This is a genomic window from Pseudomonas allokribbensis (assembly GCF_014863605.1).
Classification (GTDB): Bacteria; Pseudomonadota; Gammaproteobacteria; order Pseudomonadales; family Pseudomonadaceae; genus Aquipseudomonas; species Aquipseudomonas allokribbensis.
In genome coordinates this window covers 4,531,539-4,558,152 of record NZ_CP062252.1, presented here as the reverse complement: position 1 = coordinate 4,558,152, position 26,614 = coordinate 4,531,539, and the positions used below count along the sequence as shown (strand labels likewise).

At 61.4% G+C, this 26,614-nt stretch carries 23 protein-coding genes; 17 read left to right on the top strand and 6 right to left on the bottom strand.

The features are described from left to right. Positions 1-5 precede the first annotated feature (5 nt). Complete coding sequence (locus tag IF199_RS20745) at positions 6-965, bottom strand: LysR family transcriptional regulator (protein WP_192558589.1); 960 nt, start codon at positions 963-965, stop codon at positions 6-8. 144 nt (positions 966-1,109) lie between these two features. Here IF199_RS20745 and IF199_RS20740 point away from each other — a divergent pair, with 144 nt between their 5' ends. From IF199_RS20740 to IF199_RS20730, 3 genes are read left to right on the top strand one after another with little or no spacing between them, the layout of a single operon-like run. Beyond that, positions 1,110-2,411 (top strand): MFS transporter, encoded by a 1,302-nt coding sequence (locus IF199_RS20740; protein WP_192558588.1) that lies wholly within the window; start codon positions 1,110-1,112, stop codon positions 2,409-2,411. Beyond that, positions 2,408-3,163, top strand: coding sequence for a class II aldolase/adducin family protein (locus IF199_RS20735; protein ID WP_096822115.1), 756 nt, complete (start codon positions 2,408-2,410; stop codon positions 3,161-3,163). The genes IF199_RS20740 and IF199_RS20735 overlap by 4 nt, the downstream gene beginning before the upstream one ends. After that, complete coding sequence (locus tag IF199_RS20730) at positions 3,160-4,089, top strand: 2-hydroxyacid dehydrogenase (protein ID WP_192558587.1); 930 nt, start codon at positions 3,160-3,162, stop codon at positions 4,087-4,089. Before IF199_RS20735 ends, IF199_RS20730 begins: the two co-directional genes overlap by 4 nt. Here the strand turns inward: IF199_RS20730 and IF199_RS20725 are convergent. Next, complete coding sequence (locus IF199_RS20725) at positions 4,083-5,018, bottom strand: LysR family transcriptional regulator (protein WP_192558586.1); 936 nt, start codon at positions 5,016-5,018, stop codon at positions 4,083-4,085. The two genes, IF199_RS20730 and IF199_RS20725, sit on opposite strands and share 7 nt — an antisense overlap. Before the next feature lie 162 nt (positions 5,019-5,180). Here IF199_RS20725 and IF199_RS20720 point away from each other — a divergent pair, with 162 nt between their 5' ends. From IF199_RS20720 to qhpG, 7 genes are all read left to right on the top strand, one after another. Beyond that, positions 5,181-6,491 carry an MFS transporter gene (locus IF199_RS20720; protein ID WP_192558585.1) on the top strand — a complete coding sequence of 437 codons (1,311 nt, stop codon included), beginning with the start codon at positions 5,181-5,183 and terminating at the stop codon, positions 6,489-6,491. A gap of 22 nt (positions 6,492-6,513) precedes the next feature. Continuing rightward, complete coding sequence (locus IF199_RS20715) at positions 6,514-7,752, top strand: Zn-dependent hydrolase (protein WP_192558584.1); 1,239 nt, start codon at positions 6,514-6,516, stop codon at positions 7,750-7,752. Positions 7,753-7,755: 3 nt separating this feature from the next. Further along, on the top strand, positions 7,756-8,775 hold the full coding sequence (locus tag IF199_RS20710; protein ID WP_192558583.1) for a histone deacetylase family protein: 1,020 nt from the start codon (positions 7,756-7,758) through the stop codon (positions 8,773-8,775). A gap of 123 nt (positions 8,776-8,898) precedes the next feature. Next, the gene (locus IF199_RS20705) at positions 8,899-10,803 is read left to right on the top strand and encodes a sigma-54-dependent Fis family transcriptional regulator (protein WP_192558582.1); all 1,905 of its coding nucleotides are present in this window, start codon (positions 8,899-8,901) and stop codon (positions 10,801-10,803) included. After that, a complete protein-coding gene (locus IF199_RS20700; protein ID WP_192558581.1) occupies positions 10,803-12,518 on the top strand; it encodes an ABC transporter ATP-binding protein in 1,716 nt (571 codons plus the stop codon). The genes IF199_RS20705 and IF199_RS20700 overlap by 1 nt, the downstream gene beginning before the upstream one ends. Next, positions 12,508-13,185 (top strand): subtilisin-like serine protease QhpE, encoded by a 678-nt coding sequence (gene qhpE, locus IF199_RS20695; protein WP_192558580.1) that lies wholly within the window; start codon positions 12,508-12,510, stop codon positions 13,183-13,185. The genes IF199_RS20700 and qhpE overlap by 11 nt, the downstream gene beginning before the upstream one ends. After that, entirely contained in the window at positions 13,182-14,477 is a 1,296-nt protein-coding gene (gene qhpG / locus IF199_RS20690; protein ID WP_192558579.1) for a flavin-dependent monooxygenase QhpG, read from the top strand. The genes qhpE and qhpG overlap by 4 nt, the downstream gene beginning before the upstream one ends. 16 nt (positions 14,478-14,493) lie before the next feature. Here the strand turns inward: qhpG and IF199_RS20685 are convergent, their stop codons facing one another. Beyond that, positions 14,494-15,984: an aldehyde dehydrogenase family protein gene (locus IF199_RS20685; RefSeq protein ID WP_192558578.1), complete on the bottom strand. Its 1,491-nt coding sequence runs from the start codon at positions 15,982-15,984 to the stop codon at positions 14,494-14,496. A 285-nt stretch (positions 15,985-16,269) separates the two neighbouring features. Here IF199_RS20685 and IF199_RS20680 point away from each other — a divergent pair, with 285 nt between their 5' ends. After that, positions 16,270-16,698: a hypothetical protein gene (locus IF199_RS20680; RefSeq protein WP_192558577.1), complete on the top strand. Its 429-nt coding sequence runs from the start codon at positions 16,270-16,272 to the stop codon at positions 16,696-16,698. A gap of 49 nt (positions 16,699-16,747) precedes the next feature. On the opposite strand, the gene IF199_RS20675 is transcribed toward IF199_RS20680, so the two are convergent. Then, positions 16,748-18,688, bottom strand: coding sequence for an amidohydrolase (locus IF199_RS20675; protein WP_192558576.1), 1,941 nt, complete (start codon positions 18,686-18,688; stop codon positions 16,748-16,750). Positions 18,689-19,059: 371 nt separating this feature from the next. On the opposite strand from IF199_RS20675, the gene peaA reads away from it, so the two are divergent. The 4 genes from peaA to peaD all read left to right on the top strand — a co-directional run bounded on the left by peaA (position 19,060) and on the right by peaD (position 23,622). Continuing rightward, positions 19,060-20,640, top strand: coding sequence for a quinohemoprotein amine dehydrogenase subunit alpha (gene peaA, locus IF199_RS20670; protein WP_192558575.1), 1,581 nt, complete (start codon positions 19,060-19,062; stop codon positions 20,638-20,640). Between the two features lie 81 nt (positions 20,641-20,721). Next, positions 20,722-22,152, top strand: a complete 1,431-nt coding sequence (gene peaB / locus IF199_RS20665; RefSeq protein ID WP_192558574.1) for a quinohemoprotein amine dehydrogenase maturation protein — start codon at positions 20,722-20,724, stop codon at positions 22,150-22,152. A 1-nt stretch (position 22,153) separates the two neighbouring features. Continuing rightward, positions 22,154-22,477, top strand: a complete 324-nt coding sequence (qhpC, locus tag IF199_RS20660; RefSeq protein ID WP_008016081.1) for a quinohemoprotein amine dehydrogenase subunit gamma — start codon at positions 22,154-22,156, stop codon at positions 22,475-22,477. Between the two features lie 23 nt (positions 22,478-22,500). Continuing rightward, positions 22,501-23,622, top strand: coding sequence for a quinohemoprotein amine dehydrogenase subunit beta (peaD, locus tag IF199_RS20655; RefSeq protein WP_102621853.1), 1,122 nt, complete (start codon positions 22,501-22,503; stop codon positions 23,620-23,622). Positions 23,623-23,672: 50 nt separating this feature from the next. On the opposite strand, the gene IF199_RS20650 is transcribed toward peaD, so the two are convergent. Together IF199_RS20650 and IF199_RS20645 are read right to left on the bottom strand one after the other, a co-directional pair. Beyond that, positions 23,673-24,077 (bottom strand): lysozyme inhibitor LprI family protein, encoded by a 405-nt coding sequence (locus tag IF199_RS20650; RefSeq protein ID WP_192558573.1) that lies wholly within the window; start codon positions 24,075-24,077, stop codon positions 23,673-23,675. Positions 24,078-24,135: 58 nt separating this feature from the next. After that, entirely contained in the window at positions 24,136-25,053 is a 918-nt protein-coding gene (locus IF199_RS20645; RefSeq protein WP_192558572.1) for an ADP-ribosylglycohydrolase family protein, read from the bottom strand. Between the two features lie 196 nt (positions 25,054-25,249). Between IF199_RS20645 and IF199_RS20640 the strand changes: the two genes are divergently transcribed. Both IF199_RS20640 and IF199_RS20635 read left to right on the top strand, forming a co-directional pair. Next, positions 25,250-25,738: an SRPBCC family protein gene (locus IF199_RS20640; protein ID WP_085713126.1), complete on the top strand. Its 489-nt coding sequence runs from the start codon at positions 25,250-25,252 to the stop codon at positions 25,736-25,738. Further along, on the top strand, positions 25,731-26,546 hold the full coding sequence (locus IF199_RS20635; RefSeq protein ID WP_192558571.1) for an aminoglycoside phosphotransferase family protein: 816 nt from the start codon (positions 25,731-25,733) through the stop codon (positions 26,544-26,546). Before IF199_RS20640 ends, IF199_RS20635 begins: the two co-directional genes overlap by 8 nt. Positions 26,547-26,614: the final 68 nt, after the last annotated feature.

Genomic DNA, 26,614 nt, shown 5'->3' with positions numbered 1-26,614 from the left:
CAGCTTCACAGCACAGGCTCACGCAGGCTGAGCATGTGCTGGAAGCTGTCGAGGAACACCGTTTCAGCCTGAGTCATCTTCTGTTCGCGATTCCACAGCAGCTGGATATCGAAATCCACTACCCCATCCTCCGGCGGCAAGCGCCACAGCAAGCCCTGTTCGACATCCCGTCGAACCAGGTGAATCGGCAAACAACCAATCCCGAAGCCTGCACAGATCAGGCGGTAAATCTCTTCGAAACTGGTGGAAGAAGCGACGATCTTGCCGGTAAACCCCTGCTGGTCGCGAAACAGCGTCAACGGCGACAGATTACCGCCAAGCTGATCGCTGGTGAAGCTGACAAAGTTCTCGGCTGCCAACTGCTCCAGCGTCAGATTCTGCTGCCCGAACAGTCGATGCCGTTGCCCGCAAAAGTACGCGTAGCGCTCACGAAACAGTACCCGCTGCTCCAGCCGTGGCTGAGGCAGGCGACACAACCCGACGCCGACCGTAGCAGTCTTTTGCAGCAGTGAACTGATGATGTTCGAGCTGCCCATCACCTCGACTTCCAGCTCGATTTTCGGGTGAGTTTCGTGGAAATCCGCAAGAAACTCGTCGTAATGCCGAGCCTGCACACCACTGACGGTGAGGATGCGGATCTTGCCGACAACGTCGTCATGACGATTCTCGACCACGGTGCCCAAACGGGAAATATCGCCGTAGATATCCGCCGCAATCCGCAGGACTTCTTCCCCGGTTTCCGTCAGATCAAAGCGTCGTCCGCTGCGCGCAATCAACACACAATCCAGTTGTTCTTCGAGACGTTTCAACGCCTGGCTGACCGCCGACTGAGTGATGTGCAATCGCGCAGCGGCGCGGCTCATGCTGCCTTCCTGACCGATCACCAGATACGTGCGCAGCAGGTTCCAGTCCAGCCGGTCATTGAGAAAACGCCGGCCGATCCAAGGATTCGAGGAAGAAGTCATGCAGTAGCCACGCTAATAGTAAAGTTAAGTTTTTGAAAATTGACTAATCCTGTCACGGAAGCGATAAAGCCCACAAGCGCCACAGAGCGCGACCGTCAGCCGCCTCGACACCTGCCCAAAACTATAAATACACAGGGTTCTTGCATGCACACCACCGCTCAGCCGCGTCGCGCCGCGGCCGCTGCCTTCATTGGCACGACCATCGAATTCTATGATTTCTACATCTACGCCACCGCCGCCGCACTGGTGCTCGGGCAAGTGTTCTTTCCCAGCAGCGACCCGGTGACCAGCACGCTCGCCGCGTTCGGCAGTTTCGCCGTCGGCTTCATCGCCCGCCCGATGGCCGGCATGGTGTTCGGCCATTTGGGCGATCGCCTCGGTCGCAAGAAAATGCTGCTGGTGACCATGGCGCTGATGGGCCTGGCCACCGCGGGCATCGGTCTGCTGCCGAGTTATGCCAGCGTCGGCATCTGGGCGCCCATCGGGTTGATCGTATTGCGCCTGATCCAGGGCATCTCCGTCGGTGGCGAGTGGGGCGGGGCGGTATTGATGGCCAGCGAACACGCACCGGCCAAACGCAAGACCTTCTATGCCTCGTTCGCGCAACTTGGCAGCCCGGCGGGTCTTTTGTTGGCGTTGATCGCCTTCCGTCTGGTGACATCGCTGTCGCCGGAAGACTTCCTCGCCTGGGGCTGGCGTCTGCCGTTTCTCGCCAGCGGTGTGCTGATGATGGTCGGCTTGATGATCCGTTCCGGTGTGCATGAATCGCCGGAGTTCGCCAAGGCCAGGGACAATAACGAAACCGCCCAATACCCCGTGAAGGATGTGATTCGCCAATGCTGGCGGCAGATCCTGTTCGCCGCTGCCGCCGTGACCATCGGTTCGGCCGGATTCTTCTTCACCAACACCTTCATGATCACCTACGTCACCCAATATCAGGGCATCCCGCGGTCGACCATTCTCGACTGCCTGTTTCTGGTGACGGTCATTCAATTGCTCTCGCAACCGCTGTCGGCGCTGCTCGCCGAGCGCATCGGCGAAGGGCGGTTCCTGATGCTGGTGGCGTTGCTGTGCATGATCACGCCGTACCCGATGTTCCTGTTGGTCGGCACCCAGAACATTCTGCTGATGACCCTTGGCATCGCGGTCGCGGTGGTGATCCTGTCGGCGCTGTACGCGGTGATTGCCGGGTACATGACCCAGGCCTTCCCGGTGCACCTGCGCTACTCGGGCATTTCCATCGCCTACCAGTTGAGCTGCGCCTTGGCCGGCGGCACCACGCCGCTGATCGGCACGCTGCTCGCCAGCAAGTTTTCCGGGCAATGGCTGCCGTTGGCGGTGTTTTTCACGCTGCTGTCCGCCCTGTCGCTGATCGGTGTCTGTGGCCTCGCACGCCTGCGGGCCAAGCCGGTCGTCCTTCACACAAGCAAAGAGGTGTATTCGTGAGTAAACCCGCCCACATTGACCCGATCGAATGGCAAGCCCGCTGCGAGCTCGCCGCGCTGTACCGCTTGATCGCGCACTTTCGCATGACCGACCTGATCGACACCCACATCACCCTGCGGATTCCGGGGCCGGAGCATCATTTCCTGATCAACCGCTACGGGGTGATCTTCGACCGCATGCGTGCCTCCGATCTGGTGCGCATCGATCAGGACGGGCGCATTGTCGACCCTGAATACGCCGGGCATCGGGTCAACGCTGCCGGGTTCGTGATCCACTCGGCGATCCACATGGCGCGGCCGGATCTGAACTGCGTGATTCACACCCACACCGCTGCGGGTATGGCCGTCGCCGCGCAGAAGCAAGGTCTGCTGCCGATCAGTCAGCACGCGCTGAAGTTCTACGGAAAACTGGCGTATCACACCTACGAAGGCATCGCGTTGTCGCTGGATGAGCGCGAGCGCTTGATCGCCGATCTCGGCCCGCACCGGGCGATGATCCTGCGCAATCACGGCTTGCTGGTTGGTGGCTCCGGCGTGGCCCAGGCGTTTCAGGAAATCCACTTTCTGGAGCGTGCCTGCCAGGCGCAAGTGCAAGCGCTGGCCGGCGGTTGTGAGCTGCATTACCCGTCGCCGGAAGTCTGCGCCCACACCGCCGAGCAGTTTGACCGCGACGAGCAGGACAACATCATCGACCTGGCCTGGGAGGCTGCCTTGACCCTCATCGAATCCCAGCGCGAGTCCTATCTGTCATGAACACCGTTGCACTGATGTCACGCGACACGCTGTTGCTCAAACAATTGCAGGAAGCCTTTGCCCGCCGCGCGCCGCAGCTCTCGGCGGTGCTGGCCGACGATCCCCAAGCGGCGAATGCGCAGATCGCGGCGTGCTGGTTTCCGCTGCCGGGCAGCCTTGCCGCGTTGCCCAATCTGCAAGTGATTCACTCGGTTGCCGCCGGCATCGATCATTTGGAGCACGATCCGTCGTGCCCCGATTTGCCGGTGTGCCGGGTGGTCGATCCCGGCCATCGCCAAGGCATGACCGAGTACGTGCGCTGGGCGGTGATTCACTATCATCGCGGCTTCGATCAGGTGCTTGAGCAACAGCGCCAACAGCATTGGGAGCGACCGCTGCAACGCCCGGCCAGTCAATTCAGGATCGGTGTGATGGGGCTCGGTTCACTCGGCAGCGCGATTGCCCAAGACCTGGCCGCCGCTGGTTACGACGTACGTGGCTGGGCGCGCAGCAGCAAGGATTTGCCGGGCGTGCAGAACTTTGCCGGCACCGATGCCTTCAACGCGTTTCTCGACGGCGTGGAGTTGCTGATCAACCTGTTGCCGCTGACTCACGAGACACGCGGCATCCTCAATCGCCAGACCTTCGAACGACTGGCCAACGGCGCGGCGCTGGTCAACGTCGGGCGCGGTGGGCATCTGAACATCGAAGATCTGCAACAGGCCCTGGCCCGTGGAAAACTGCGCGGTGCGCTGCTCGATGTCTTCGAGCAGGAACCGCTGCCCGCCGATCATCCGCTGTGGACAACCCCGGGCGTGACCATCACCCCGCACATGGCTTCGGCGGCCTCCCACGATTGCATCGCGGAGCAGATTGCCGAGAACTTCCGTCGATTGAATGCCAGTGAGCCATTGCTCAACAGCGCGGATCGACTGCTCGGTTATTGATCCGCCAGGCAGGCCTGCAAGCGCTCGATGAACAGCGTTTCGGCGCGGCTCATGCGCTGTTCACGGTTCCACAACAGATGAATGTCGACATCGGCGATCCCCTCGTGAGGCGGCAGGCGCCAGAGCAATCCGGCCTCGACGTCCGCCGCCACCACGTGCTCCGGCAAACAACCGATACCGAACCCGGCGATCACCAGTCGCCGCACTTCTTCCAGGCTCGGCGATGACGCGACGATGCGTCCGCTGAAGCCCTGTTGATCACGAAAAATCGTCAGTGGCGAGAGCATTCCGCCAATCTGGTCACTGGTAAAACTGACGAAATTCTCCCGCTGCAAATCGCCTTCGCCAATGTCCTGTCGACCGAACAGCGTGTGGTGCTTGCCACAGAAAAATGCATAGCGCTGACGCAGGAACAGGCGCTGTTCCAGACGCGGTTGCGGGCGGCGATTGAGGCTCAGGCCGAGGGTCGCGGTTTTCTCCTGAAGAGCGCTGACGATGTCCGAACTGCGCATCACATCAACCTCCAGATCGACCCGTGGATACTGCTGATGGAAGTCAGCGAGGAAGTCATCGAAGCGCTCGGAAAAGATCCGGCTGATGATCAGCAGTCGCACCTTGCCGATCACTTCGTCGGCCGGTTGCTCCAGCAGGCTGCTGACCTGGGACATCTGCCCGTAGATCTCGCCCGCCAGTTCGAAGATTTGCTCGCCGACTTCGGTAAGGGCAAATCGCGGGCCGCGTCGGGCGATCAACTGGCGACCCAGTTGTTCCTCAAGACGCTTGAGCGCCTGGCTCACCGCCGGTTGGGTCAGGTGCAGGCGCGCGGCGGCGCGGCTGATGCTCAGCTCCTGGCCGATCACCCGGAAGGTGCGCAGCAGGTTCCAGTCGAGGCGGTCGTTGAGCAGGCGTTGCACATCGCGTTCGGCCATGGCGGCTCTCGATCATAAGGATTGGTAATAGTCGGAATAATAAATAGAAAATTGACTAATCATAGCCCCGGGACGATAAATCACCCCACGACAGGCGCCGTCAGAGTGCCTCGGATCGACCGTTTCCCTCCTGCCAGAAAAACAATCAAAGGAGCCCGACCCATGAAGCCTCACGCTTCGAACCAGCCGCGCCGTGCGGCGGCCGCAGCCTTCATCGGCACCATGATCGAGTGGTACGACTTTTACATTTACGCCACCGCCGCCGCACTGGTGTTCGGCGCGCTGTTCTTTCCTTCCGACGATCCACTGTTCAGCACCATGGCTGCGTTCGGCACCTTCGCCGTGGGCTTCTTTGCCCGGCCGTTGGGCGGGATCATCTTCGGTCATATCGGCGATCGCATCGGCCGCAAGAAATCCCTGATCATCACGCTGTTGATGATGGGCGTGGTCACGGTGTGCATCGGCCTGTTGCCGACTTATGCGCAGATCGGCGCAACCGCACCAGTGCTGCTGATTCTGCTGCGCATCGTCCAGGGCATCGCCGTCGGTGGCGAGTGGGGTGGGGCGGTGCTGATGGCCGGCGAGCATGCGCCGAAGGGCCGACGCAATTTCTTCGCGTCGTTTGCGCAACTGGGCAGCCCGGCAGGTTTGATCCTGTCGCTGCTGGCCTTCAGTGCCGTGACCCGTTTGCCGGAAGACGACTTGATGAGCTGGGGCTGGCGTCTGCCGTTCCTCGCCAGTGCGTTGTTGCTGCTGGTCGGTCTGGCGATTCGCCTGGGCGTGAACGAGTCGCCGGAATTCCTCGCCAGCCGCGAGCAGGCCAGCAAACAGATCAAGAAAGAGCAGGCGCCGGTGATGGAAGTCCTGCGAACCGCATGGCGCCCACTGTTGCTGTGCATCGGCGCCAACACGCTGGGCATCGCCGGGGTGTATTTCACCAACACCTTCATGATCGCCTACACCACTCAGCAACTGGCGCTGCCGCGTTCGCTAATTCTCGAATGCCTGTTCTTCGTTGCGCTCATCCAGTTCTGCATTCAGCCGCTGGCCGCATGGACGGCGGAGAAGATCGGCGCCACGCGATTCCTGTGCCTGGTGTCGCTGCTGGCGATGGCTTCGCCATACCCGATGTTCGTGCTGGTCAGCTCGGCCCAGGCGCCGCTGATCATCCTCGGCATCGCGCTGGCGGTGGTGTGCATGGCCTCGTTCTACGCGGTGATCGCCGGTTACGTCAGCGGCATGTTCGAGACCCGCGTGCGCTACACCGCGATCTCGTTGGCCTATCAGATTTGCGGCGCGGTGGCCGGTGGGCTGACGCCGCTGATCGGCACGCTGCTGGCGCACAAATTCACCGGGCAATGGTGGCCGATGGCGGTGTTCTACAGCCTGATTGCTGGCATCTCGCTGATCTGCGTGCTGTCTCTCGCGCGTCGTCACGCCAACGCCCATCGCGCGGAAATGGCCCGCGCCTAACCCGGAATTTCAGGAGAACCTCATGTTGAAAATCAATGGCGAACGCCTGTGGGCGAGCCTGATGGCCATGGCCGAAATCGGTGCGACTGCCCGAGGCGGCAGCTGCCGTCTGGCATTGAGCGATGAAGACAAGGCCGGTCGCGAACTGTTCGCCCACTGGTGCCGGGAAGCCGGCATGACCTTGAGCGTGGACGCCATCGGCAACCTGTTCGCTCGCCGCGCTGGCACCGATCCGGATGCTGCGCCGGTGATGATGGGCAGCCACCTCGACACCCAACCCGAGGGCGGGCGTTTCGACGGCGTCTACGGCGTGCTTGCAGGATTGGAAGTGGTGCGTTGCCTCAACGATCTGAATATCCGGACCCGCAAACCGCTGGAAGTGGCGGTGTGGACCAACGAAGAGGGTGCACGCTTTACGCCGGCCATGTTCGGCTCGGCGGTGTTCACCGGGATCATGGATCTGAATGCCGCGCTGGCGGTGCGTGATGTCGATGGCGTCAGTGTTGCCGAGGCGTTGCAGCGTACCGGTTACGCCGGTGATCGTCCGTTCGGCGGTGCGGTGGATGCCTATTTTGAAGCGCATATCGAGCAAGGCCCGATCCTTGAAGACAACGCCAAGAGCATCGGCGTGGTCACGGGCGGTCAGGCGATCCGCTGGCTCGACGTGCGTGTCGAAGGTATGGCCGCTCACGCCGGCACCACGCCGATGCCGCTGCGCAAAGACGCGTTGTACGGCGTGGCGCGGATGATTCAGGCGATTGAAGGTCTGGCCGCAGATTTTGCCCCCGAAGGCCTGACCACCGTCGGTGAGTTGAACATCAACAAATCCTCGCGCAACACCATTCCGGGGCTGGTGAATTTCACCGTCGATCTGCGTCATCACCGCGACGACGCCATCGCCGCCATGGAGCAACAAGTCCGCGCCCGCTTGCAGGCGATCGCCGACGGTCGTGGCCTGAACCTGACGATTACCCCGCACTGGATCAGCCCGGCCACGCCGTTCGACGCCGAATGTGTGGCGGCCGTGCAGGAGGCGGTGGATGCGCTGGGCTACGCTCAGCAGTCGATTGTCAGCGGCGCCGGGCATGACGCGATTCACCTGGCGCGCTACTGCCCGACGGCGATGGTGTTCATCCCGTGCGTCGGTGGCTTGAGCCATAACGAAGCCGAAGACGTGCTGCCCGAAGACGTGAAACAGGGCACCGACGTATTGCTGAACGCCGTGCTGGCCCGCGCCGGTCGAATCGAACAGGGAGTCTGAGCCATGCGCAGTTTTTTCCACCCCGAACAATTGCTCCATCATCCACGCAGCTATTACTCGCGCGGGCAGATGCGCACGCCGCAGGAAGTCCCGGAACGTGCGCAACGTCTGGTGCAGGCCGCCCTTAATTTGGGCTTCAGTGTCGAGCAGCCTGTCGATGCCGGCCTCGCACCGATGCTGGCGGTGCATGGCGCGCCGTATCTGACCTTTCTTCAGGAAGCGCACGCACGCTGGAAAGAAATCCCGGAAGACTGGGGCGACGAGGTGATGTCGAACATCTTCGTCCGCGAGCCCAACGCTTTGCGCGGCATCCTCGCCCAGGCTGCGCGCTATCTGGCGGATGGCAGTTGCCCGGTCGGCGAACAGACCTGGCGCTCGGCTTATTGGTCGGCGCAAAGCGCGGTGGCCGGGGCTCAGGCGTTGATCGATGGTGAGCCGGCGGCCTACGCTTTGTGCCGTCCACCGGGGCACCATGCCCGGGCCGAAGCGGCGGGTGGTTTCTGCTACGTGAACAACGCGGCGGTGGCGGCTCAGGTGCTGCGCGACAAATTCGGCAAAGTCGCGGTGCTCGACACCGACATGCACCACGGCCAGGGCATTCAGGAGATTTTCTACGACCGTGATGACGTGCTCTACGTCTCGGTGCATGGTGATCCGACCAATTTCTATCCGGGTGTTGCCGGGTTTGCCGACGAGCGCGGCAGCGGTGCGGGGGAGGGCTTCAATCTCAATCTGCCGATGGCGCATGGTTCAAGCGAGGCGGACTTCCTCGGGCAACTGGAAGTTGCGTTGGCGGCGGTGCGCGAGTTCGGCGCCGAGGTGCTGGTGCTGTCGCTGGGCTTCGATATCTATGAGCTGGACCCGCAAAGCAAAGTCGCCGTGACCCGGGAAGGCTTTGCGGCATTGGGTGAGCGGATCCGCAGCCTGGGCCTGCCATGCCTGATCGTGCAGGAAGGCGGCTATCACCTGGAAAGTCTCGAAGACAACGCCCGGGCGTTTTTCGTGAATGGCGAGGTGTGGTAGCGCTGAGACGATCCACCTGATGAAGTGCCCTGTGGTGCTTGCCATCGCCCTGACGTTAACGTAAACATTGGCGTCAGGGCGCTGAAGTAAAAAAGCGCAAAGCGGACCGCTCCGGAGCGCTTGATGACTCTAATAAAAACAACCGATCCCAAGTCTCACCACGAAGCCCGGCTGGCCCGGGAAAAACTCCATCTCGAAGGGCAGGTCCCGGATGGCGTGTTGCGTGCGGAGATCGATGCTTCGTGGCGGCGCAGCCTGAGCCACGGCGTGCATTTCAATGGCAAGCATGAGCTGGCGCTGGAATCGAGCGCGAGTCTCGATGTCTTGCTGGCGAGCAATCGCCTGCTGATCGATGCGGCGATACCGGCCATCGATTACCTGGCCGAGCGTCAGGGCAAGGAAGGTCTGATCATTCTCGCCAATTCCGACGCCACCATCCTTGCGGTGGAGGGACGTGCCGACCGGCTCAAGGGCAGCGGTTTGCAAGACATCACCCTCGGCGCCTGCTGGAGCGAAGCCGCTCGTGGCACCAACGCCCTCGGTACGGCACTGGTGGAAGCGCGGCCGACGCTGATCGATTGCGGCGAACATTACCTCGATCGCCTCACGGATTTTTCCTGCACCTCGGTGCCGATCCATTGCCCTCAGGGCGAAATTCTCGGCGTCCTCGACCTGACCCGCGAAGGCCCTCTCGGCCGCGTCCATGACAGCACCGCGCTGCTGAGCATGGCGGTCAGCCAGATCGAGAGCCGGGTGTTCAACAACAGTTTTCCCGATCAGATTGTCCTCGCCTTCCACAGTCGCCGGCAGTATCTGGAATCGCCGTGGCAAGGCCTGTTGGCAGTCAGTCTCGGCGGGCAGATTCTGGCGGTCAGTGCCCAGGCCTGTCAGTTGCTGCGGGCCGAGCGTTCGGCATTGGTTGGCAAGCGCTGCGAAGAGTTTCTCGGGGTCGATGGCGTGCAATTGCTGACCCGCCTGCAACAGGGCGGCGTCGGCAGTGTGCAGACCGCCAAGGGCGAATTTTTCTACAAGACCCTGCGGGCCCCGGCGCGCTCGGTCAACCTCGGCGGCCCGCCGCGCAGCGTGGCAAAAACCGCCAAGGCGCCACCGGACCTGGAAGCGCTGGCCGGCAACAACGCCCGTTATGCCCGTGCCTTGCGCATGGCGCGACAGGGCCTGGCCAATGAGCTGCCGGTGCTGTTGCTCGGCGAAACCGGCACCGGTAAAGAGGTGATCGCCCGTGCCCTGCACCTGGCCGGCAGCCGTAGCGACAAACCCTTTGTGGCCGTGAACTGCGCGGCGATACCCGAAGGCCTGATCGAGTCGGAACTGTTCGGCTACCGCGAAGGCGCGTTCACCGGATCGCGCCGTGGCGGCATGATCGGACGCCTGCAACAGGCCCACGGCGGAACGTTGTTCCTCGATGAAATCGGCGACATGCCGCTGGCCTTGCAGGCGCGTTTGCTGCGAGTTTTGCAGGATCGCAAGGTCGCGCCGCTGGGGGCTGGCGAAGAACAGGACATCGACGTCGCACTCATCTGCGCCACCCACCGCGACCTCAAGCGTCAGGTCGAGGACAAGCAATTTCGCGAGGATCTGTTCTACCGGGTCAATGGCATCAGTGTGATGCTCCCGGCTTTGCGCGAGCGCGAGGACTTCAGTGCGCTGGTCGATCGTCTGCTGAGCAAACTCGATGCGCCGAATGCTGTACTGCACGACGACCTCAATCGCCTGCTCGGCGCGTATCACTGGCCGGGCAACATTCGCCAACTGGAAATGGTGCTGCGTACCGCGCTGGCGATGCGCGAACCCGGTGATACCGTGCTGACCCTCGATCACCTGCCCGACAGCATGCTCGACGAACTCTGCGCCACCGAGAAACCCCAGACCGGCAGCATTCGCGAAAACGAACTGGAGATGATCCGCCAGTCCCTCGACACCCATCAGGGCAATGTCTCGGCCGCCGCCGACGCCCTCGGCATCAGCCGCGCGACCCTGTACCGCAAACTCAAACAGTTGCGCTCGTGATGCAGCGCCTGTTCGTGCGGCTGATCGACAGCCAGAACCCCGCCGCGCTGCAAGCGGCGCTGCGCTGGTTGTACGGTTTCGTGCGGCCGCAGCGGTTGGCGATTGCCGGCCTGCTCGGTCTGTCGGTATGCGCGTCGCTGTTGGTGCTGGTGCAGCCGTGGTTGGTCAAGTTGTTGATCGACGATGGCTTGCTGGCGCGCAATTTCCCGATGCTGGTGCTGATTGCGGTGCTGATGATCATCGCCGGGTTGCTCGGCACGGCGTTGTCGGGGATCAACCGCTATCTGCACACGCGGCTATCGGGGCGGATCCTGTTTGCCCTGCGCGATGACCTTTATCGGCATCTGCAAAAACTGTCGCCGAGTTTCTACGGGCAGCGGCGGATCGGCGATCTGATGTCGCGGCTCGACGGCGATGTGGCAGAGATTCAGCGCTTTGCCGTGGACTCTTTGTTCTCGGCGGTATCGAGTGTGATTGGCCTGGTGGTCGCGATCGCGATGTTGTTCACGCTGTCGTGGAAACTCTCGCTGCTGGCGCTGGTGCTGATCCCGCTGGATGTGCTGTGGCTGCGCTGGATGCGGCGCAAGGTCGAGCGCGATGTGCGGCAATTGCGCGAGCGTTCGGCGGACATGTCGTCGTTCATGGTCGAGACCTTGCCGGTGATGAAGTTCATCCAGTCCGCCGGCCAGCAGCGTGAAGCACGGCGTCTGGAAAGCCTCGGGCAGGGCTACATGAACCAGTTGCTGCGCCTGCAAGTCACCGAGTTTTTTACCCAGGCTGTGCCCGGCACGTTGACGTCGCTGTCCCGTGCCTGCGCGTTTTTGATCGGCGGTTATTGGGTGGTGCAGGGCACTTGGCAACTCGGTGCGCTGATCGCGTTTTCCACTTATCTGGGGATGGCGGTCGGGCCGGTGCAGAGCCTGTTGGGGTTGTACGTGGCGATCCAGCGCATGACCGTCAGTCTGGGGCGGGTCATGGAGTTGCGCGGCGAAGAGCCCACGGTGTTTTCTCCAGCCATGCCGAAGCCGTTTCCAACTTCGGGTGAGTTGCGTTTTGACGCGGTGCACTTCAGCCATCCGGGTCGTCCGAGCACGTTGAGCGGCATCGAGGCGACGATTCCCTACGGTTTGAAAGTCGCCTTGAGCGGCGGATCCGGCGTCGGCAAATCAACGCTGATCGACCTGCTGCAACGGCATCACGATCCGCAGTCCGGGCGAGTGCTGCTCGGTGAGGTGGATCTGCGTGAACTTGAACTGTTCGAGCTGCGCCGACGTATCGCCGTGGTCAGTCAGGACATCGTGCTGTTTCGCGGCAGCCTCGCCGACAACCTGGCTTACGCGGTGCCGGATGCCAGCCGCGAAGCCATCGCCGAGGTTGCACGGTTGGCGCAACTCGACAGCCTGATCGCATCGTTGCCCGAAGGCCTCGACAGCCCATTGGGCGAGCGCGGTCAGCAATTGTCCGGTGGGCAGAAACAGCGCATCGCGATTGCCCGGGCGCTGTTGCAGGATCCGTTGATTCTGGTGCTCGACGAAGCCACTTCGGCCGTCGACGAAGCGACCGAGCGCGAGGTGATCGAAGCCATCGACCGACTGTTTGCCGGGCGCACACGGATCCTCATCAGCCATCGTCCGTCGACCCTGGCCGATGCCGATCTGCGTTTCGAGTTGCTCGACGGTGTGCTCATTTCGAAAACGGTGCTGCATGAAGCCTGAATTGCGTATCGGTGTGGTCGACAGCGGACACTCGGCGGCGCAACGGGTGCAGGTGATTGCCGGGCGGCGTTTCTCGTTGCTGGAGGACGGACTGGCGGAATCGGATCTGCGCGACGATCCGCTTGGCCATGGCAGTGCGGTGATCGAGGCGATCAGCCGCCGCGCACCCGCCGCGCAGATGTGTGTGGCCCAGGTGTTCGATCAGCGCGGCGTCACCAGTGCCTTGCAGATTTCTGCGGCCATCGATTGGCTGGTCGCGCAGGACGTACGACTGATCAATCTGAGCCTGGGTTTGCGTCAGGATCGCAGCCTGTTGCGCGAGGCCTGCGCAGCGGCGGTGGCCCGTGGTGTTCTGTTGTGTGCGTCGAGTCCGGCGCAGGGCGCAGCGGTGTTTCCGGCGAGTTATCCGCAAGTGCTGCGGGTGACCGGCGATGCCCGTTGCACCGATGAACAATGGTCATGGCTCGACAGTGCGCAGGCGGATTTTGCCGCGTGTGTGCATGGCACCTATCCGGGGCAGTCCGGGGCAAGCCTGGGCTGTGCAGCGTTGAGCGGTCACATCGCCGGCTATCTGCTGGAGCATCCGCAGGCGAGCAACGCTGAAGTGATCGATTGGCTAAAACAGCACGCTCGTTATCGCGGCCCTGAACGGCGTTTCGGCCCATGACTGCGATCCTGATTCTCGGTGCCGGGCCGGCTGGCGCGGCGGTGGCGTTGGGGCTGCGGCGGCTGGGTTACGCCGTGACGCTGGTCAGCGAATGGCGGCGGTTTGCGGCGCTCGAAGGCGTGTCGCAACGGGTGCTGGAGGCGTTGCGCGGTGCCGGGTTGAATCATTCTTTGGCGAATGCCACGTTGCCGTCCCAGCGACAGGTTTCATGGAACGGCCAGCAACATGCACAGAATATCGAGTGTCTGCTGGATCGACCTACCTTTGATCGCGGCTTGCGTGAAGATCTGCGGGTAGCCGGGGTCGAGGTGATTGAAGGGCGAATCCTGATTGTTCAGTCTTCGGCGGAAGGTCACCGGGTCGAACTCGATGGCGGGCAGAGGCTGGCGGCGGACTTCCTGGTGGAGGCCCGGGGGCGACAGGCGCCGGCGTCCGGCAAAGGTCTGCGCGGGCCGGAGACGGTCAGCCTGCTCAATCGCTGGCAAGGTGCGTCGGGTGTGACGGCCAGCGCCGTGGAAAGTCTTGAAGACGGCTGGGCGTGGATGGCCCGGCGGGACGACGGCCAGTGTTATTGGCAATGGACCGTGGACGTAGCCAGCGCCGGGTTGCCGGGCAAGGCGCAGTTACTCGATCACTGCCGCGCGCGGCGTCAGGCCTCGGATTTTGCCCAAGCGTTCTTTGCTGGTGGCGTGGAGTCGGAGTTGCAACTGCACGCTCGCAGCAGCACGGCGATTCTCGCGCCACAGGTTTGCGGTGAAAACTGGATTCGCGTCGGCGATGCAGCGATGGCGGTGGACCCGCTGTCCGGCAACGGGATTTTTCAGTCGCTGTCCTCGGCGTTGCAGGCGCCGGTGGTGATCAACACGCTGTTGCGCAAACCCGAACGGGTGGCGTTGGCGCAGCGTTTTCACCGGCAACGGGTCGAGCAGTTGTTCCTGCGTTTCGCACGGGTTGGGCGGGACTTTTATGCCGATGAACAACGTTGGCTCGATCGGCCGTTCTGGCAGGCGCGGCGGCAATGGCCGGACGCTGAAGCGGCTCATGCGGCGGCGGATTTTGCAGCGCTGCGGATCGAACGGATGCCGGTGCTGCGTGACGGTTTTGTCGATGAGGCCGAGGTGGTGATCGCGGCGGATCAGCCGCTGGGGATCTGGCATGTGCAAGGTGTAGAGCTGGCGCCGCTGGTGCGGCGGTTGCGCGATGAACCGGCGGATCAGGTATTGGCGGGGTTGACGCTTGAGCAGGGACGAGCCGTTCGCGGGTGGCTGTTGGCTCAGGGGTTCAAGCCCTGAGCCGTGAGCGCAGTCATTACAACTTGATCAACACCGACTTCAACTCGGTGTAATGCTCGATCGCCGCATACCCCATCTCGCGTCCGACCCCGGACATCTTGTAGCCGCCAAACGGCAGCGCCGGATCCAGCGCGCTGTGGCAGTTGACCCACACCGACCCCGATTTGATCCGTGGAATCATCCGGTGCACCGCCGCCAGGTCGTTCGACCAGATGCTCGCGCCCAACCCGTAAGGGCTGTCATTGGCCATGCGCAGCGCATCGGCCTCGTCATCGAACGGAATCGCCACCAGCACCGGCCCGAAGATTTCTTCCTGCACCAGCGAATGCTGCTGATCGACATCGACAATCACCGTCGGTTTGACGAAGAACCCCGGCCCGAATTGCTCGCCGCCGCAGGCGATGGTCGCGCCGCTTTCCCGGCCCATTTCGATGTAGCGATAGACCCGTTCCTGCTGGCGCGCAGAAATCAGCGGGCCCATCTCCACGCTCGGGTCGAGGCCGTTGCCGAGTTTCATGGCATTGGCGATGTCGCTGATGTCGGCCACCACATTGTCGAAATGCTTGCGCTGCACATACAGCCTGGAGCCTGCGCAGCAGACCTGGCCCTGGTTGAAGAAAATCGCACTGGCCGCACCCGCCGCAGCGGTTTTCAGGTCGGCGTCGGCCATGACGATGGTCGGCGATTTGCCTCCCAGTTCCAGGGTGACGCGGGTCATCGAGTCCATGGCGATCTTGCCGATTTGCTTGCCGACGGCGGTGGAGCCGGTGAAGGTCAGTTTGTCGACCAAAGGGTTGTGAGTCAGGGCGGAACCGGCCGTGATGCCGGTGCCGGTGACCACGTTGAACACGCCTTCCGGGTAACCCGCCTCCAGCACCAGCTCTGCCAGTTTCAGCGCGGTCAGCGGGGTTTCGTCGGCCGGTTTGAGCACCACGGTGCAACCGGTGGCCAGCGCGGGGCCGAGTTTCCAGCAGGCCAGCAGCAGCGGAAAATTCCAGGCGACGATGGCGCCGACCACGCCCACCGCTTCGCGGCGAATGAAACTGTGGAACTGATCGCCGGGCATCAGCGGCAGCGACACCTCGACGCTGGAACCCTCGATCTTGGTCGCCCAGCCGGCCATGTAACGCAGGAAGTCGATGGCCAGTTGCACGTCCATCACCTGCGCCACCGCCGCGCTCTTGCCGTTGTTCAGGCATTCCAGTTGCGCCAGCTGTTCGGCGTCGCGCTGCATGAGGTCGGCAAGTTTCCACAACAGGTTCTGCCGTTCACGCGGGCGGGTGCGACTCCAGGCCGAATCATCGAAGGCTTGCCGCGCGGCGAGCACCGCGCGGTCGACATCTTCCGGGGTGGCGCGAGGCACCACGCACAACACTTCGCCAGTGGCCGGGTTGTGCAGCGGCATGGTCTGGCCGTCGGTGGCTTCGACCCAGTCGCCACCGATCAGCATGCGCGGCGGGCGCTGGATGAAAGCCGAGGTGGCAGGAAGCAGATAGGGCAGGGGCATGGTGAAGACCTCTTGTTGTTCGTTGTCGTTGAACAGGTCTTGGCAATGGCTGTGCCAGATACTCGAACGTGCTGCGCAGGCCCGCCGTGCAAGGAGATGGAGGGGGAAGAGGGGGCTTTGTGGAGTTCAGGTTGTCGCATTTCGCGACAGCGGCTGAGACTCAAGATACTGATTTCCAGTGGTTTGAGGCGCTGACTGACAGCAGCATCGGGCCTTCAATCAATGATGGCAAAGTGGAATTTCATCAAGGGATAGCGTATTTAATGCCGCTTTATTGAGAGGCCTGTGGGGGCATTGATGCGAGTTGGCAACATTTTACGTTCTGCGGCGCTTTTGCTGGCGGGATTGACGCTGTCGGGATGCATCCACTTCACCCATGAAAGTGCAGAAGGCAAGCCTGTTTCGGATATCGCCACGATCAATCAGATCAACCCGGCGTTAACGATCGTCAGAGTCGATGGTGAAGGCACCTGGTTCTGGTTGAGCCGGCAGTCCCAATACTTCATCGGCCCGGGCATCCATCGCATCGAGGTACGCAGAGAACTTTCCCAGCAAAGCTATACCGGGACGGTGGAAAGAACCGTGGAACTTGCAGCGGGCCGTACCTATGGGCTTGATGGCAAGACCGGATACGGTCGGTGGGATTTCGAGGTCCGCGATATCGAAACGGGACAGCGGGTTGACAAGCCTGTCCCGGAGACGGCTGCTCGGTAATTGAACTCGACCCTGCGGCCTGTTTACCGCAGGGTCGAGCGATCATCGGTCAGACGTCAGGGTTGTCGTAGACCTTGTGCCCACCTTTCCAGGTTTCGCAGACGACGATTTTGCGGATGTCGCTGGCCGGGTATTGTTCGTCGAGGGGGTTATTCTCGAGAATCACAAAATCGGCGAAATGCCCATCCTGCAACGAACCGGTAAAGGCATCCGCATGGCACTGCCACGCAGCGTCATAGGTGATGGCTTTCAGCGCTTGCTGACGGGTCAGGCACTGGCCTTCGTTGAGCACCGGTTGTCGGGCTGCCTCTTTGACAAAGGTGCCGTCCTCATTGCGTACACCTTCCATTTTGCGGGTCACGGCCTGTTCCATTGAGCGCAACGGCCCCAGCGGGGTGACGGTGCAATCGCTGTGCAACGAGATGCGCAAGCCTCTGTCCAGGGCGTCCTGGCACAGGTCGAGCATCTTGCTGGCCTTTTTCTCGAAGATCGCCTGTTCGAACGCATACCCCCAATAGCCGACGTGACCGATCAGGAAGCTGGGAGAGATGCCCAAGTCCTTCATCTGGTCGAGGGTCTTGTCGTTCAGCATCGAGCAGTGTTCGATGCGATGGCGTTTTTCCAGGCCGCTCTGGCCGTTCAACGCATTTTTGTAGGCCTGCAAGGTGAATTCGATGGCGCGGTCACCGTTTGCGTGAATCATCAATGGCCAGCCAGTGCCGATGGCATTGTTCAGGGTGGTCTGATAAGCCGTCGGGAGCGTTGTCGGGTCCTGGGGGGCCGGGCTTGGGTCACAGAAGTTGAAGTTGCCTTTCGGCGATGTGGCCTCGCAGCAGTAATCGTCGATCTGATAACCCGTCAGCCCCTGGTTCGAGCCATCGGATATCAGTTTTACCGAGCCTTGATAAAACAGCCGGGCCGCTTCCTTGGTCACCGGTTTGTAGGGTTCGATTTTGCTGAAGTCCACACCATTGCAGGCCGCCGCATAACCGACGCGAACATTGCGCGGATGGGTCAGGCCGTAGGCTTCCAGAATCACCTTGGATACCGGGTCGACCATGGCGTCATACAACAAGGTGATGCCTCGTTTGGAGGCGGTCTCGAAGTAGTCTTTCATGTACTTGAAGATGTTCACCACGTCCAGCGCCTGAGCCAGCGGTATCGAGAGCAGGGCTGGTGTGATGCCGGCCTCTTCCTGCAAGTTGCCCTGGGTCTCTTCAAGGAACGTGTCGAAACTCTTGTATTTGTCTCGCAGCTTCTGGCTGGCCGCGTTGTTGTGGAAGTACACGGCTTTGCACGCAGGTGTATTCAGGTAAACGGTGTGCATCGAGGCGCTGATCATCAGCAACGGGGTTTCTTTGAGAATGCTGTCGAGGTTGCCAGTGTTGTCGGCCTGCGGATCGAAGTCACTTTTGCAATAGAAACGGGTGAGCTGGTTCTTGCCGTCAGGCACTACTTTGAACGGCATGAGCGCCGGATCGACCATCCGTCCCAAGAGCCAGCTCGTATTGTCCTTCGGCAGATTTTCGTAGATTTTTTCTTTCAGTGTGTCCCAGTCATAACGCTTGTTCAGCTGCTGAGTCTCTTCGTCGATCGGCCCCAGATTCACCCATCCATCCATGACGCAGGACTGCACGATGTGCATGTGTGGTTCGATCAGACCCGGCAGCAGCGTTTTATCGCCCAGCGAACGCGTTGTGTATTTGATGCCCTTGGCCTTCATGCGCTCCTGCACATGGGCGAGGGTGCCCGTGGCAACCACATCGCCGCCATGGATGCCCAGCGCTTCGACCTGCTCATCCATGTTGCCGTTTTTCAGGGGGTAGATGGTGCCGCCGGTGAAGATCAACGATTCGCTGCCGGGTTCCGGTAGCAGGCCGGCGACCTTGCCTGCGAAGGCTTTAAGGTCGACGGTGTGTCTAAGCGTATTCCATACTGGGTTTTCGCAGCCGCAATGGGTGCAGCCTTGACCCTGTCCATGTGATCCCATGATTCCATTCCTCAGGTTTTCGGTGGTTTGAGGCGTGACGCACGGAGTGTGCGAACAGCAAGCGTAGCAGGCACTTTGATATCGGACGGTCAGTCGTCGGCCGCCCGGCTTTGGGCGCTGCAACTGTGCTTGTCTCAGACTGCAACAGCTGTCGCGAAATTGGACGCCGGGAGGCCACGCAAAGATTGGCGCGACACCTTGATGAACGCGTAACTGCTTGATTGAACAGCTTATCGGCAAGCTGGCACGCTCCGTGTATTGCTCACCTCAGACGTTTCGCTTGCCTCCGTTCGTGCATCGCCGCGAACGGCAGAAACCATAAAAACGATAAGCCACAACAATAAGAAAGCACCGTGCGAGGTTCGACGTTGATGAAGAGAAAACTCCGATCAGGCATGAGCGCCAGTCTGCTGGCCGTGGCCGCTTGCGTGGCCCTGCATTCACCCCACAGCCTGGCAGCCCGCGACGCCCAGACCATCCTCAAGGAAACCTGCCAGGGCTGTCACACCCCTGAAGCCGGCGACCAGTTGAGCCGCATCAGCCACCAGCGCAAGACCCCGGAAGGCTGGCTGATGAGCATTGCCCGCATGCAGACCATGCACGGTTTGCAGATCAGCGATGAAGACCGTCGTACGCTGGTCAAATACCTGGCCGACACTCAGGGCCTGGCGCCGAGCGAAACCGATGGCGTGCGTTACGCGCTGGAACGACGGCTGAACACCGTCGAGCAGTTCGACGAGAAAACCGCGCAGATGTGCGGCCGCTGTCACTCGGGTGCGCGGATCGCCCTGCAACGGCGTCCGGCCCAGGAATGGGAACGCCTGGTGAATTTCCACCTCGGCCAGTGGCCGTCGCTGGAGTATCAGGCGCTGGCTCGCGATCGCGACTGGTTCGATATCGCCCGCAAGGAAATGGTCCCGCTGCTGGCCAAGCGTTATCCGCTGGACAACCCGGCGTGGCAGGCCTGGACCAAAACCAGACCGAAGGCCGAGGCGCTGGTCGGCGATTGGAGCTTCAGCGGCCACTTGCCGGGCAAGGGTGAACTGGCCGGCACCATGACCGTCACGGCCGATGGCAGCGACACCTTCAAGGTTGCCGTCAAAGGTCAGTACGCCGATGGCAGCCCATTCAACGGTGACGGCAACGCGATCCTCTACAGCGGCTACGAATGGCGCGGCAACGTGACCGTCGATGGCGTGACCATGCGTCAGGTGTTCGCCGCACAGGGCAACGCCATGCAAGGCCGGATGTTCGAGGCCGAGCACGATGAGCGCGGCCTCGACTTCGTTGCCGCCAAACAGGGTTCCCAGCGCTTGCTGGCGGTGCAGCCGGGTTATGTGAAGGCCGGCAGCGAAACCGAAGTGACGCTGGTCGGTAGCGGTCTGAGCGGCAAACCGGACTTCGGCAAAGGCGTGGAAGTGATTGAAGTGGTCGAGCAGAACGCCGACCGGATCAAAGTCAAAGTCAAAGCCGCGGCCAATGCCCAGCCGGGCCTGCGCGCGGTCAGCGTCGGCAACCTGAAAGGCCCGAGCCTGTCGGTGTACAGCACGATTGCCTCGGTCAAAGTGGTGCCGGAATTCTCGGTGGCACGGATCGGCGAGGGCGGCGGTTCGACGCCGAAAGTCCAGGGTCGCTTCGATGCCGAAGCCTGGGGCAAGGGCGCCGACGGCAAGCCGTATCGCATCGGCGTGTTCCCGGCGCAATGGAAGGTCGAAGCCTTCGACGAGCGCGCCAAAGAGGATGAAGACGTCAAGTTCGCCGGCACCATGCAGGCCGACGCAGGCGTGTTCACCCCGGGCGATGCCGGGCCGAATCCGGCACGCAAGATGTCCACCAACAATGCCGGTAACCTCAAGGTGATCGCCGCCGTCGACGACGCAGGGAAATCCCTGACCGGCGAAGGCCATCTGATCGTCACCGTGCAACGCTGGAACAATCCACCTATTCCTTGAGTTGAACTGATCGCAGCGATTCAGACACTTTTCGGAATGACCGCAAGTCCCGCCAGGCGGGGCTTGCACAGGAGGTTTGCAATGGGCGCTATCTTGAATCTGGTCGAACGTAATCTGCACGAAGTGCACGTCGACGCCGACCGCATGCTGTTCCACATCCCCAGCAGTTCGCTGTTCGCCAGCGATGAACTGACCGGCACCATCATCGATGCGTTGCGCGGGCCCGGCTGTTCCTCGGAAGACTTGATCCAGCGCCTCGGCGCGCGGTTCAACGGCGAGGAAATCAACGAGACCCTGCGCGAGCTGATCTCGCTGGAGCTGGTCAGCGACGGCTCGCCGCTGACCCCGGACATCGCGGTCAAACGCGTCGAGCGCACCGCGATCAACACGGTGGTGCTCAACGTCAACACCGGCTGCAACCTGAGCTGCACCTACTGCTACAAGGAAGACCTCGACAAGCCGTCCGCCGGCAAGAAGATGGACGTCGAAACCGCCATCGCGTCAGTGGAAATGCTACTGCGTGAATCCCCCGACGAAGAACGCTTCACCGTGGTGTTTTTCGGCGGCGAGCCGCTGAGCAATCGCAAGCTGATCGAGTACATGGTCGATTACTGCGAGAAGCGGTTTGCCGAGGCCGGCAAGTTCGTCGAATTCGTGATGACCACCAATGCCACGCTGCTCACCGAAGAAACCGTGGACTACCTGAATGCTCACCGCTTCGGGCTGTCAGTGAGCATCGACGGACCGAAAACCGTGCACGACCGCAACCGCATCACGGTGGGCGGGCAGGGCACTTATGACGTGGTGCGGCGCAAGGCAGAGATGCTGCTGTCACGCTACAACAGCCGCCCGGTCGGTGCGCGGGTGACCCTGACCACTGGCGTCACCGACGTCGAAACCATCTGGGATCACCTGTTCAACGAACTGGGGTTTGCCGAAGTCGGGTTTGCCCCGGTGACGTCCGGCGATATCAGTAGCTTCAACCTTTCCACCGACGAGCTGATCGAAGTGTTCGCCAGCATGAAGCGCCTGGGTCGGCGTTATCTGGAAGCCGCGCTGGAGCACCGCAACATCGGTTTCTCCAACCTGCATCAGTTGATCACCGACATCCACGAAGGCCACAAAAAGGCCCTGCCGTGCGGTGCCGGGTTGAAGATGCTGGCGGTCGATCACAAGGGTGAGTTGAACCTGTGCCATCGCTTCACCGGCTCGTCGCTGCCGACCTTCGGCAATGTCCACAGCGGTGTGAAACAGGTCGAGTTGAATGACTTCCTGTCCCAACGTCTGGACCGCACCAACACCGGTTGCCACGACTGCCAGATCCGCAACCTGTGCTCCGGCGGCTGCTACCACGAAAGCTACGCCCGCTACGGCGACCCGGCCCACCCGACTTATCACTACTGCGAACTGATGCGTGACTGGGTCGACTTCGGCATCGAGGTCTACACCCGGATCATGGCCAATAACCCTGCGTTCATCAGCAGCTACATCACTCCGCGCAAGGCTCACTGATATGAAACATCTCAAGGCAATCAATAACAAAGCGTTGAAGCTGGATCAGGCCGCGGATGAAAACCGCATCGAAGAAGTGGTGGCGATGAGCTCCGTCGCCGGCTGTGCCTCGACCACCGACCCGGGTTGGGAAATCGATGCGTTCGGCGGGGTGTCGTCGCTGTGCCAGCCGATGGAGGCCGACCTGTATGGCTGCTCCGACCCGTGCTGGTGGCCGGCCCAGGTGCCGGACATGATGAGCACCTACCCGGACTGGAACAAGGATGCCCAGGCGTCCAACGACAACTGGCGCAACCTCGGCACTGTCTTCCCGAAAGACAAGTGATCCCTAAGAAGAAGGATTCCAGCATGCCTAGCCTCAACAAAGCCTGCGGCCTTGCCGCACTCGCGGTCCTGAGCGCCTGTTCGCTCCCGGTTCTGGCCGATGAAAACACCGCGCTGCAGGACGGTCACGAGTACATGTTGACCACCAATTACCCGAACAACCTGCATGTCATCGACCTGGCGACCGACACCTTGTACAAGACCTGCAAGATGCCCGACGCCTTTGGCCCCGGGACCGTGCAGCTGTCGCCGGATCGCAAGACCGCGTATGTGCTGAACAACCATTACGCCGATGTTTACGGTGTCGAACTGGACAGCTGCAAGCAGGTGTTCCACGCCAGCATCACCCAGCAACCGGGGGAGAAAGCGCGGTCGATGTTCGCCTTCACCGTCAGCCATGACGGCAAGGAGCTGTACACCATCGCCAACCCGACGTTGATGCTCAACGACCACTACGAGGTCAAGCAGCCGCGTCTGGACGTTTACGCCACCGATGCCGGAATGAACGCCAAACCGGTGCGCAGCTTCCCGGCGCCACGGCAGTTGACGATCATGCAGAGCGGCGATGACGGCACGTTGTATGTGGCGGGCGCCGATGTGTACAAGGTCGATGTGAAGAGCGGAAAGTTCGACGTGCTGATCCCCAGCCGCCACTGGAAACGCCCGAATTACAGCGCGCCGGACGTGCTCTACGTGTGGAACCAGCAGACTTACCGCCACGATTTCTCGCTGCTGTACACCGCCGCCAAATTCAAGGACAAGAAGCAGGACCCGGCCACTGCCGAGTATCTGTACGGACTGTTCAGCATCGACCTGAAGACCGGCAAGACCGAAACCACCGACTTCGGCCCGCTGACCGAAATCTACTTCAGCGGCATGCGCTCACCGAAGGATCCGAACCTGATGTTCGGCGTGCTCAATCGTCTGGCGAAGTACGACATCAAGCAGAAGAAACTGATTCAGGCGGCCACGCTGGACCATTCCTACTACTGCATTTCGTTCAACAAGGATGGCAGCAAAATCTACCTGGCCGGGACGTTCAACGACGTGGCGATCTTTGATGCCGAGACCATGAAACAGACCGGCAGCATCAAATTGCCGGGTGGGGATATGGCGATTACCACGGCGCAGATTTTTGTTCGGTAATTTTGTATTGCCTGAGCTGCCGCAGTCGCGAGCAGCTCAGGTTTTGAATATCAGGCCCCTGGCACCGGGCAGCCCACATCCCCTTCCTCACACTTCAAATACTGCTTGAGAGCCTCGGTTCGACCCTTGGTCACACGCGTGATGCATACGCTGTAGATCATCGGGTACATACTTCCGCCCTTTACGCCCGACGCCGAAAATTCGCATTCGGCATCGCGAAACCCAATCCACGCCCGCTGAGCACTGACCAGCAGTTTCTTGCTGGCAGGTTCTTCTTTCAGCCGTGCGGTGATCTGCTGATACACCGTGTTCAACTCTTTATCCGCCGCTTTGCTCTCTTGCCCGGCGCACTGATTCATCGTCGCCTGATCGCTGGCATTGGCGCAGTCCACGGCCGCGTGGGCGACGGAAGTGAAAAAAAAGGGTGTCAGGGCCAGAAGCAGGCGTGGGGACATGAGTCATCTCGCTTTGATGAATGAAGGTGCCGAGCAGTTTAGCGACTTCGTGGCGCCATCAGGATTTGTGCTGTCTCGATGCGTTGAGCAAGCGCTCCGCTGTCGCGGCAATTTCCTCTCCGTCATGTAGTTTTTCCAGCCACCCGAACGGGATCCCCTGCACGCCGTAATGGGCGCCAGCCAACTGGCCGACGATGGCGGCCGTAGTGTCTGCGTCATCGCCCAGGTTGGCCGCGTGCAGGACGGCTGCGGCAAAACTGTCGGTGTGCTGGAAGCACCATAACGCTGCTTCCAGGGATTCGACGCAGTAGCCACTGCCGCGAATCTCCCTGTCAGACTTGTTCAGGTAGTCGCCCCGGGCAATCGCCGCCACCTTGGGCTGGCTGAAGGTTCTTAGCGGCAGGCTGCGCAGTTCCGCTTTCGATGCGCCTTCCAGGGCTTTGCCGAGCAGCTCGGCAAACAACTGGCAGGATTCGACGGCCTCGGGCGCCGCGTGGGTGGTACGTGAACTGTCGGCGGCGAATCGCCTGATTTGCCGGGCATCGGGGAAATAAAACAGTACAACGGGCACCAGACGCATCAACGAGCCATTGCCAGCACTGTAGGGATCAGTGGAGCCGGCAAACGGCTCTCCGGTGTGCTGATAGTGATCCAGCGCCTGACTCACGGTCATGCCGATATCGAAACATTCGCCGGTCGAACTCAGATAACCCCATTTCCACCAGTTCAGATAGCGGCCCATCTGGTCAGCGGCATCAAATGCGTTTTTGTTCAGCAGGCTTTCTGCCAGACACAGCGCCATCGAGGTGTCGTCGGTCCATTGGCCCGGTTTCAAGTGGAACGGCCCGCCACCGACCATGTCGGTCAGGGGCTGGAAGCTGCCCCGAGGCTGGAATTCGACGGTGGTACCCACGGCATCGCCGCAGGCCAGGCCGAGCAGGGCGCCACGGTAACGTTCGGGGAGGGAGGGCTGCATGATGACGTCCTTGTGTCGTTCAGTTCGCTGGGAACGTTATCAGTTTGGCAGCGCTGATCCGTGCGCATTCTGACGAACCGGCGCCCCAAAATACTGCCGGATATTTCAATCAGACCCGACCGTTGCACTGGATTGATACAACTTCGCATTGGACATGTGGTCATACAAGCCTACTGTTCAAAACAGGAGGTGACGTATGAAACCAGTACCCAACAGCTTTGAACGTAAAATCATGCTCAGGTCGCCACGCTCCCATGTCTGGCGTGCGCTGGTCGATGCCGAGGCGTTTGGCCAGTGGTTTGGCGTGGCTCTGGAAGGGCGGCGGTTTATCGCGGGCGAGTGGACGCAGGGGCAGGTCACGTACCCCGGTTATGAACATGTGCTCTGGAACGTGCTGGTGGAGCGGGTCGAGCCCCAGCAGTTGTTTTCCTTCCGTTGGCACCCGTACGCGGTGAACCCGAAAATCGATTACTCCCAAGAACCGACCACACTGGTCAAATTCGAGCTGCAGGACTACGAGAACGGCACGCTGCTGAAGGTCTCCGAGTCAGGTTTTGCGCACATTCCCGACGTCCGCCAAAAAGAGGCGTACTACATGGACAGCCGTGGCTGGGAGGAGCAATTGAGCCGACTCGAACACTTTCTGGCCGAGACCGACAGGGCACGCGAGCGTGAAGGTGGCTGACAGCGAATGGTTTGACCCGTGGTTGAAGCGTTGGGCGCTGGTGCCCGACGGTGTTCCGATCATCACGCCGGGCAGCAAGCTGTTGCCGGTGCGTCAGGGCGACGTACCGGCGATGCTGAAAGTCGCGGTGGACGATGAGGAAAAGTACGGCAACCTGCTGATGACCTGGTGGGACGGCGACGGCGCCGCTCGGGTGCTCGCTCATCACGAGGAAGGACTGCTTCTGGAGCGGGCCACGGGTCAACGTTCGTTGATGAATATGGCGCTCAATGGCGAAGATGACGAGGCGACCCGCATCATGTGCCGGGCCTTGGCGCGGTTGCATGCGCCGCGATCCACGGAGCCGCCTGCGTTAGTAGAGCTGGCACCGTGGTTTGCCTCGCTGCAAGTGTCCGCCGCCCGATACGGCGGCCAATATTCTGTTTGCCAGCAAATGGCTGAAACCTTGCTCGCCGAACCCCGGGACATTGTTGTGCTGCACGGTGACATGCACCACGACAACGTCCTCGATTTTGGCTCGCGCGGCTGGCTGGCCATCGATCCGAAACGGGTGCGGGGCGAGCGCGGCTACGACTACGCCAACCTGATCTGCAACCCGGAATTGCCGACGGCCGCTGATCCTGAACGCTTTCAACGGCAAGTCGTTGTGATCTGCGAAACGGCAGGGCTGGATCGCCGGCGTCTCTTGCAATGGGTGCTGGCGTTTGCCGGACTGTCTGCCGCGTGGTTCATGGAGGATGACGAACAAAACGCCGCCGCCGGACAGCTGGAAGTCGCGTATCTGGCGGCTTGCGCGCTCGATGCCTGACACGGCTAAGGGTTTTCGGAAGGGGGGCTATGGCGAATGTCTTACACGCGCTGGTAGCTTTGTCGACT

What these genes read in the sequence shown, in the direction of transcription:
- IF199_RS20745 (WP_192558589.1), bottom strand. Translation starts at nt 965, where the DNA reads ATGACTTCTTCCTCGAATCCTTGGATCGGCCGGCGTTTTCTCAATGAC.
- IF199_RS20740 (WP_192558588.1), top strand. Translation starts at nt 1,110, where the DNA reads ATGCACACCACCGCTCAGCCGCGTCGCGCCGCGGCCGCTGCCTTCATT.
- IF199_RS20730 (WP_192558587.1), top strand. Translation starts at nt 3,160, where the DNA reads ATGAACACCGTTGCACTGATGTCACGCGACACGCTGTTGCTCAAACAA.
- IF199_RS20725 (WP_192558586.1), bottom strand. Translation starts at nt 5,018, where the DNA reads ATGGCCGAACGCGATGTGCAACGCCTGCTCAACGACCGCCTCGACTGG.
- IF199_RS20720 (WP_192558585.1), top strand. Translation starts at nt 5,181, where the DNA reads ATGAAGCCTCACGCTTCGAACCAGCCGCGCCGTGCGGCGGCCGCAGCC.
- IF199_RS20715 (WP_192558584.1), top strand. Translation starts at nt 6,514, where the DNA reads ATGTTGAAAATCAATGGCGAACGCCTGTGGGCGAGCCTGATGGCCATG.
- IF199_RS20710 (WP_192558583.1), top strand. Translation starts at nt 7,756, where the DNA reads ATGCGCAGTTTTTTCCACCCCGAACAATTGCTCCATCATCCACGCAGC.
- IF199_RS20705 (WP_192558582.1), top strand. Translation starts at nt 8,899, where the DNA reads ATGACTCTAATAAAAACAACCGATCCCAAGTCTCACCACGAAGCCCGG.
- IF199_RS20700 (WP_192558581.1), top strand. Translation starts at nt 10,803, where the DNA reads ATGCAGCGCCTGTTCGTGCGGCTGATCGACAGCCAGAACCCCGCCGCG.
- qhpE (WP_192558580.1), top strand. Translation starts at nt 12,508, where the DNA reads ATGAAGCCTGAATTGCGTATCGGTGTGGTCGACAGCGGACACTCGGCG.
- qhpG (WP_192558579.1), top strand. Translation starts at nt 13,182, where the DNA reads ATGACTGCGATCCTGATTCTCGGTGCCGGGCCGGCTGGCGCGGCGGTG.
- IF199_RS20685 (WP_192558578.1), bottom strand. Translation starts at nt 15,984, where the DNA reads ATGCCCCTGCCCTATCTGCTTCCTGCCACCTCGGCTTTCATCCAGCGC.
- IF199_RS20675 (WP_192558576.1), bottom strand. Translation starts at nt 18,688, where the DNA reads ATGGGATCACATGGACAGGGTCAAGGCTGCACCCATTGCGGCTGCGAA.
- peaA (WP_192558575.1), top strand. Translation starts at nt 19,060, where the DNA reads ATGAAGAGAAAACTCCGATCAGGCATGAGCGCCAGTCTGCTGGCCGTG.
- peaB (WP_192558574.1), top strand. Translation starts at nt 20,722, where the DNA reads ATGGGCGCTATCTTGAATCTGGTCGAACGTAATCTGCACGAAGTGCAC.
- qhpC (WP_008016081.1), top strand. Translation starts at nt 22,154, where the DNA reads ATGAAACATCTCAAGGCAATCAATAACAAAGCGTTGAAGCTGGATCAG.
- peaD (WP_102621853.1), top strand. Translation starts at nt 22,501, where the DNA reads ATGCCTAGCCTCAACAAAGCCTGCGGCCTTGCCGCACTCGCGGTCCTG.
- IF199_RS20650 (WP_192558573.1), bottom strand. Translation starts at nt 24,077, where the DNA reads ATGTCCCCACGCCTGCTTCTGGCCCTGACACCCTTTTTTTTCACTTCC.
- IF199_RS20645 (WP_192558572.1), bottom strand. Translation starts at nt 25,053, where the DNA reads ATGCAGCCCTCCCTCCCCGAACGTTACCGTGGCGCCCTGCTCGGCCTG.
- IF199_RS20640 (WP_085713126.1), top strand. Translation starts at nt 25,250, where the DNA reads ATGAAACCAGTACCCAACAGCTTTGAACGTAAAATCATGCTCAGGTCG.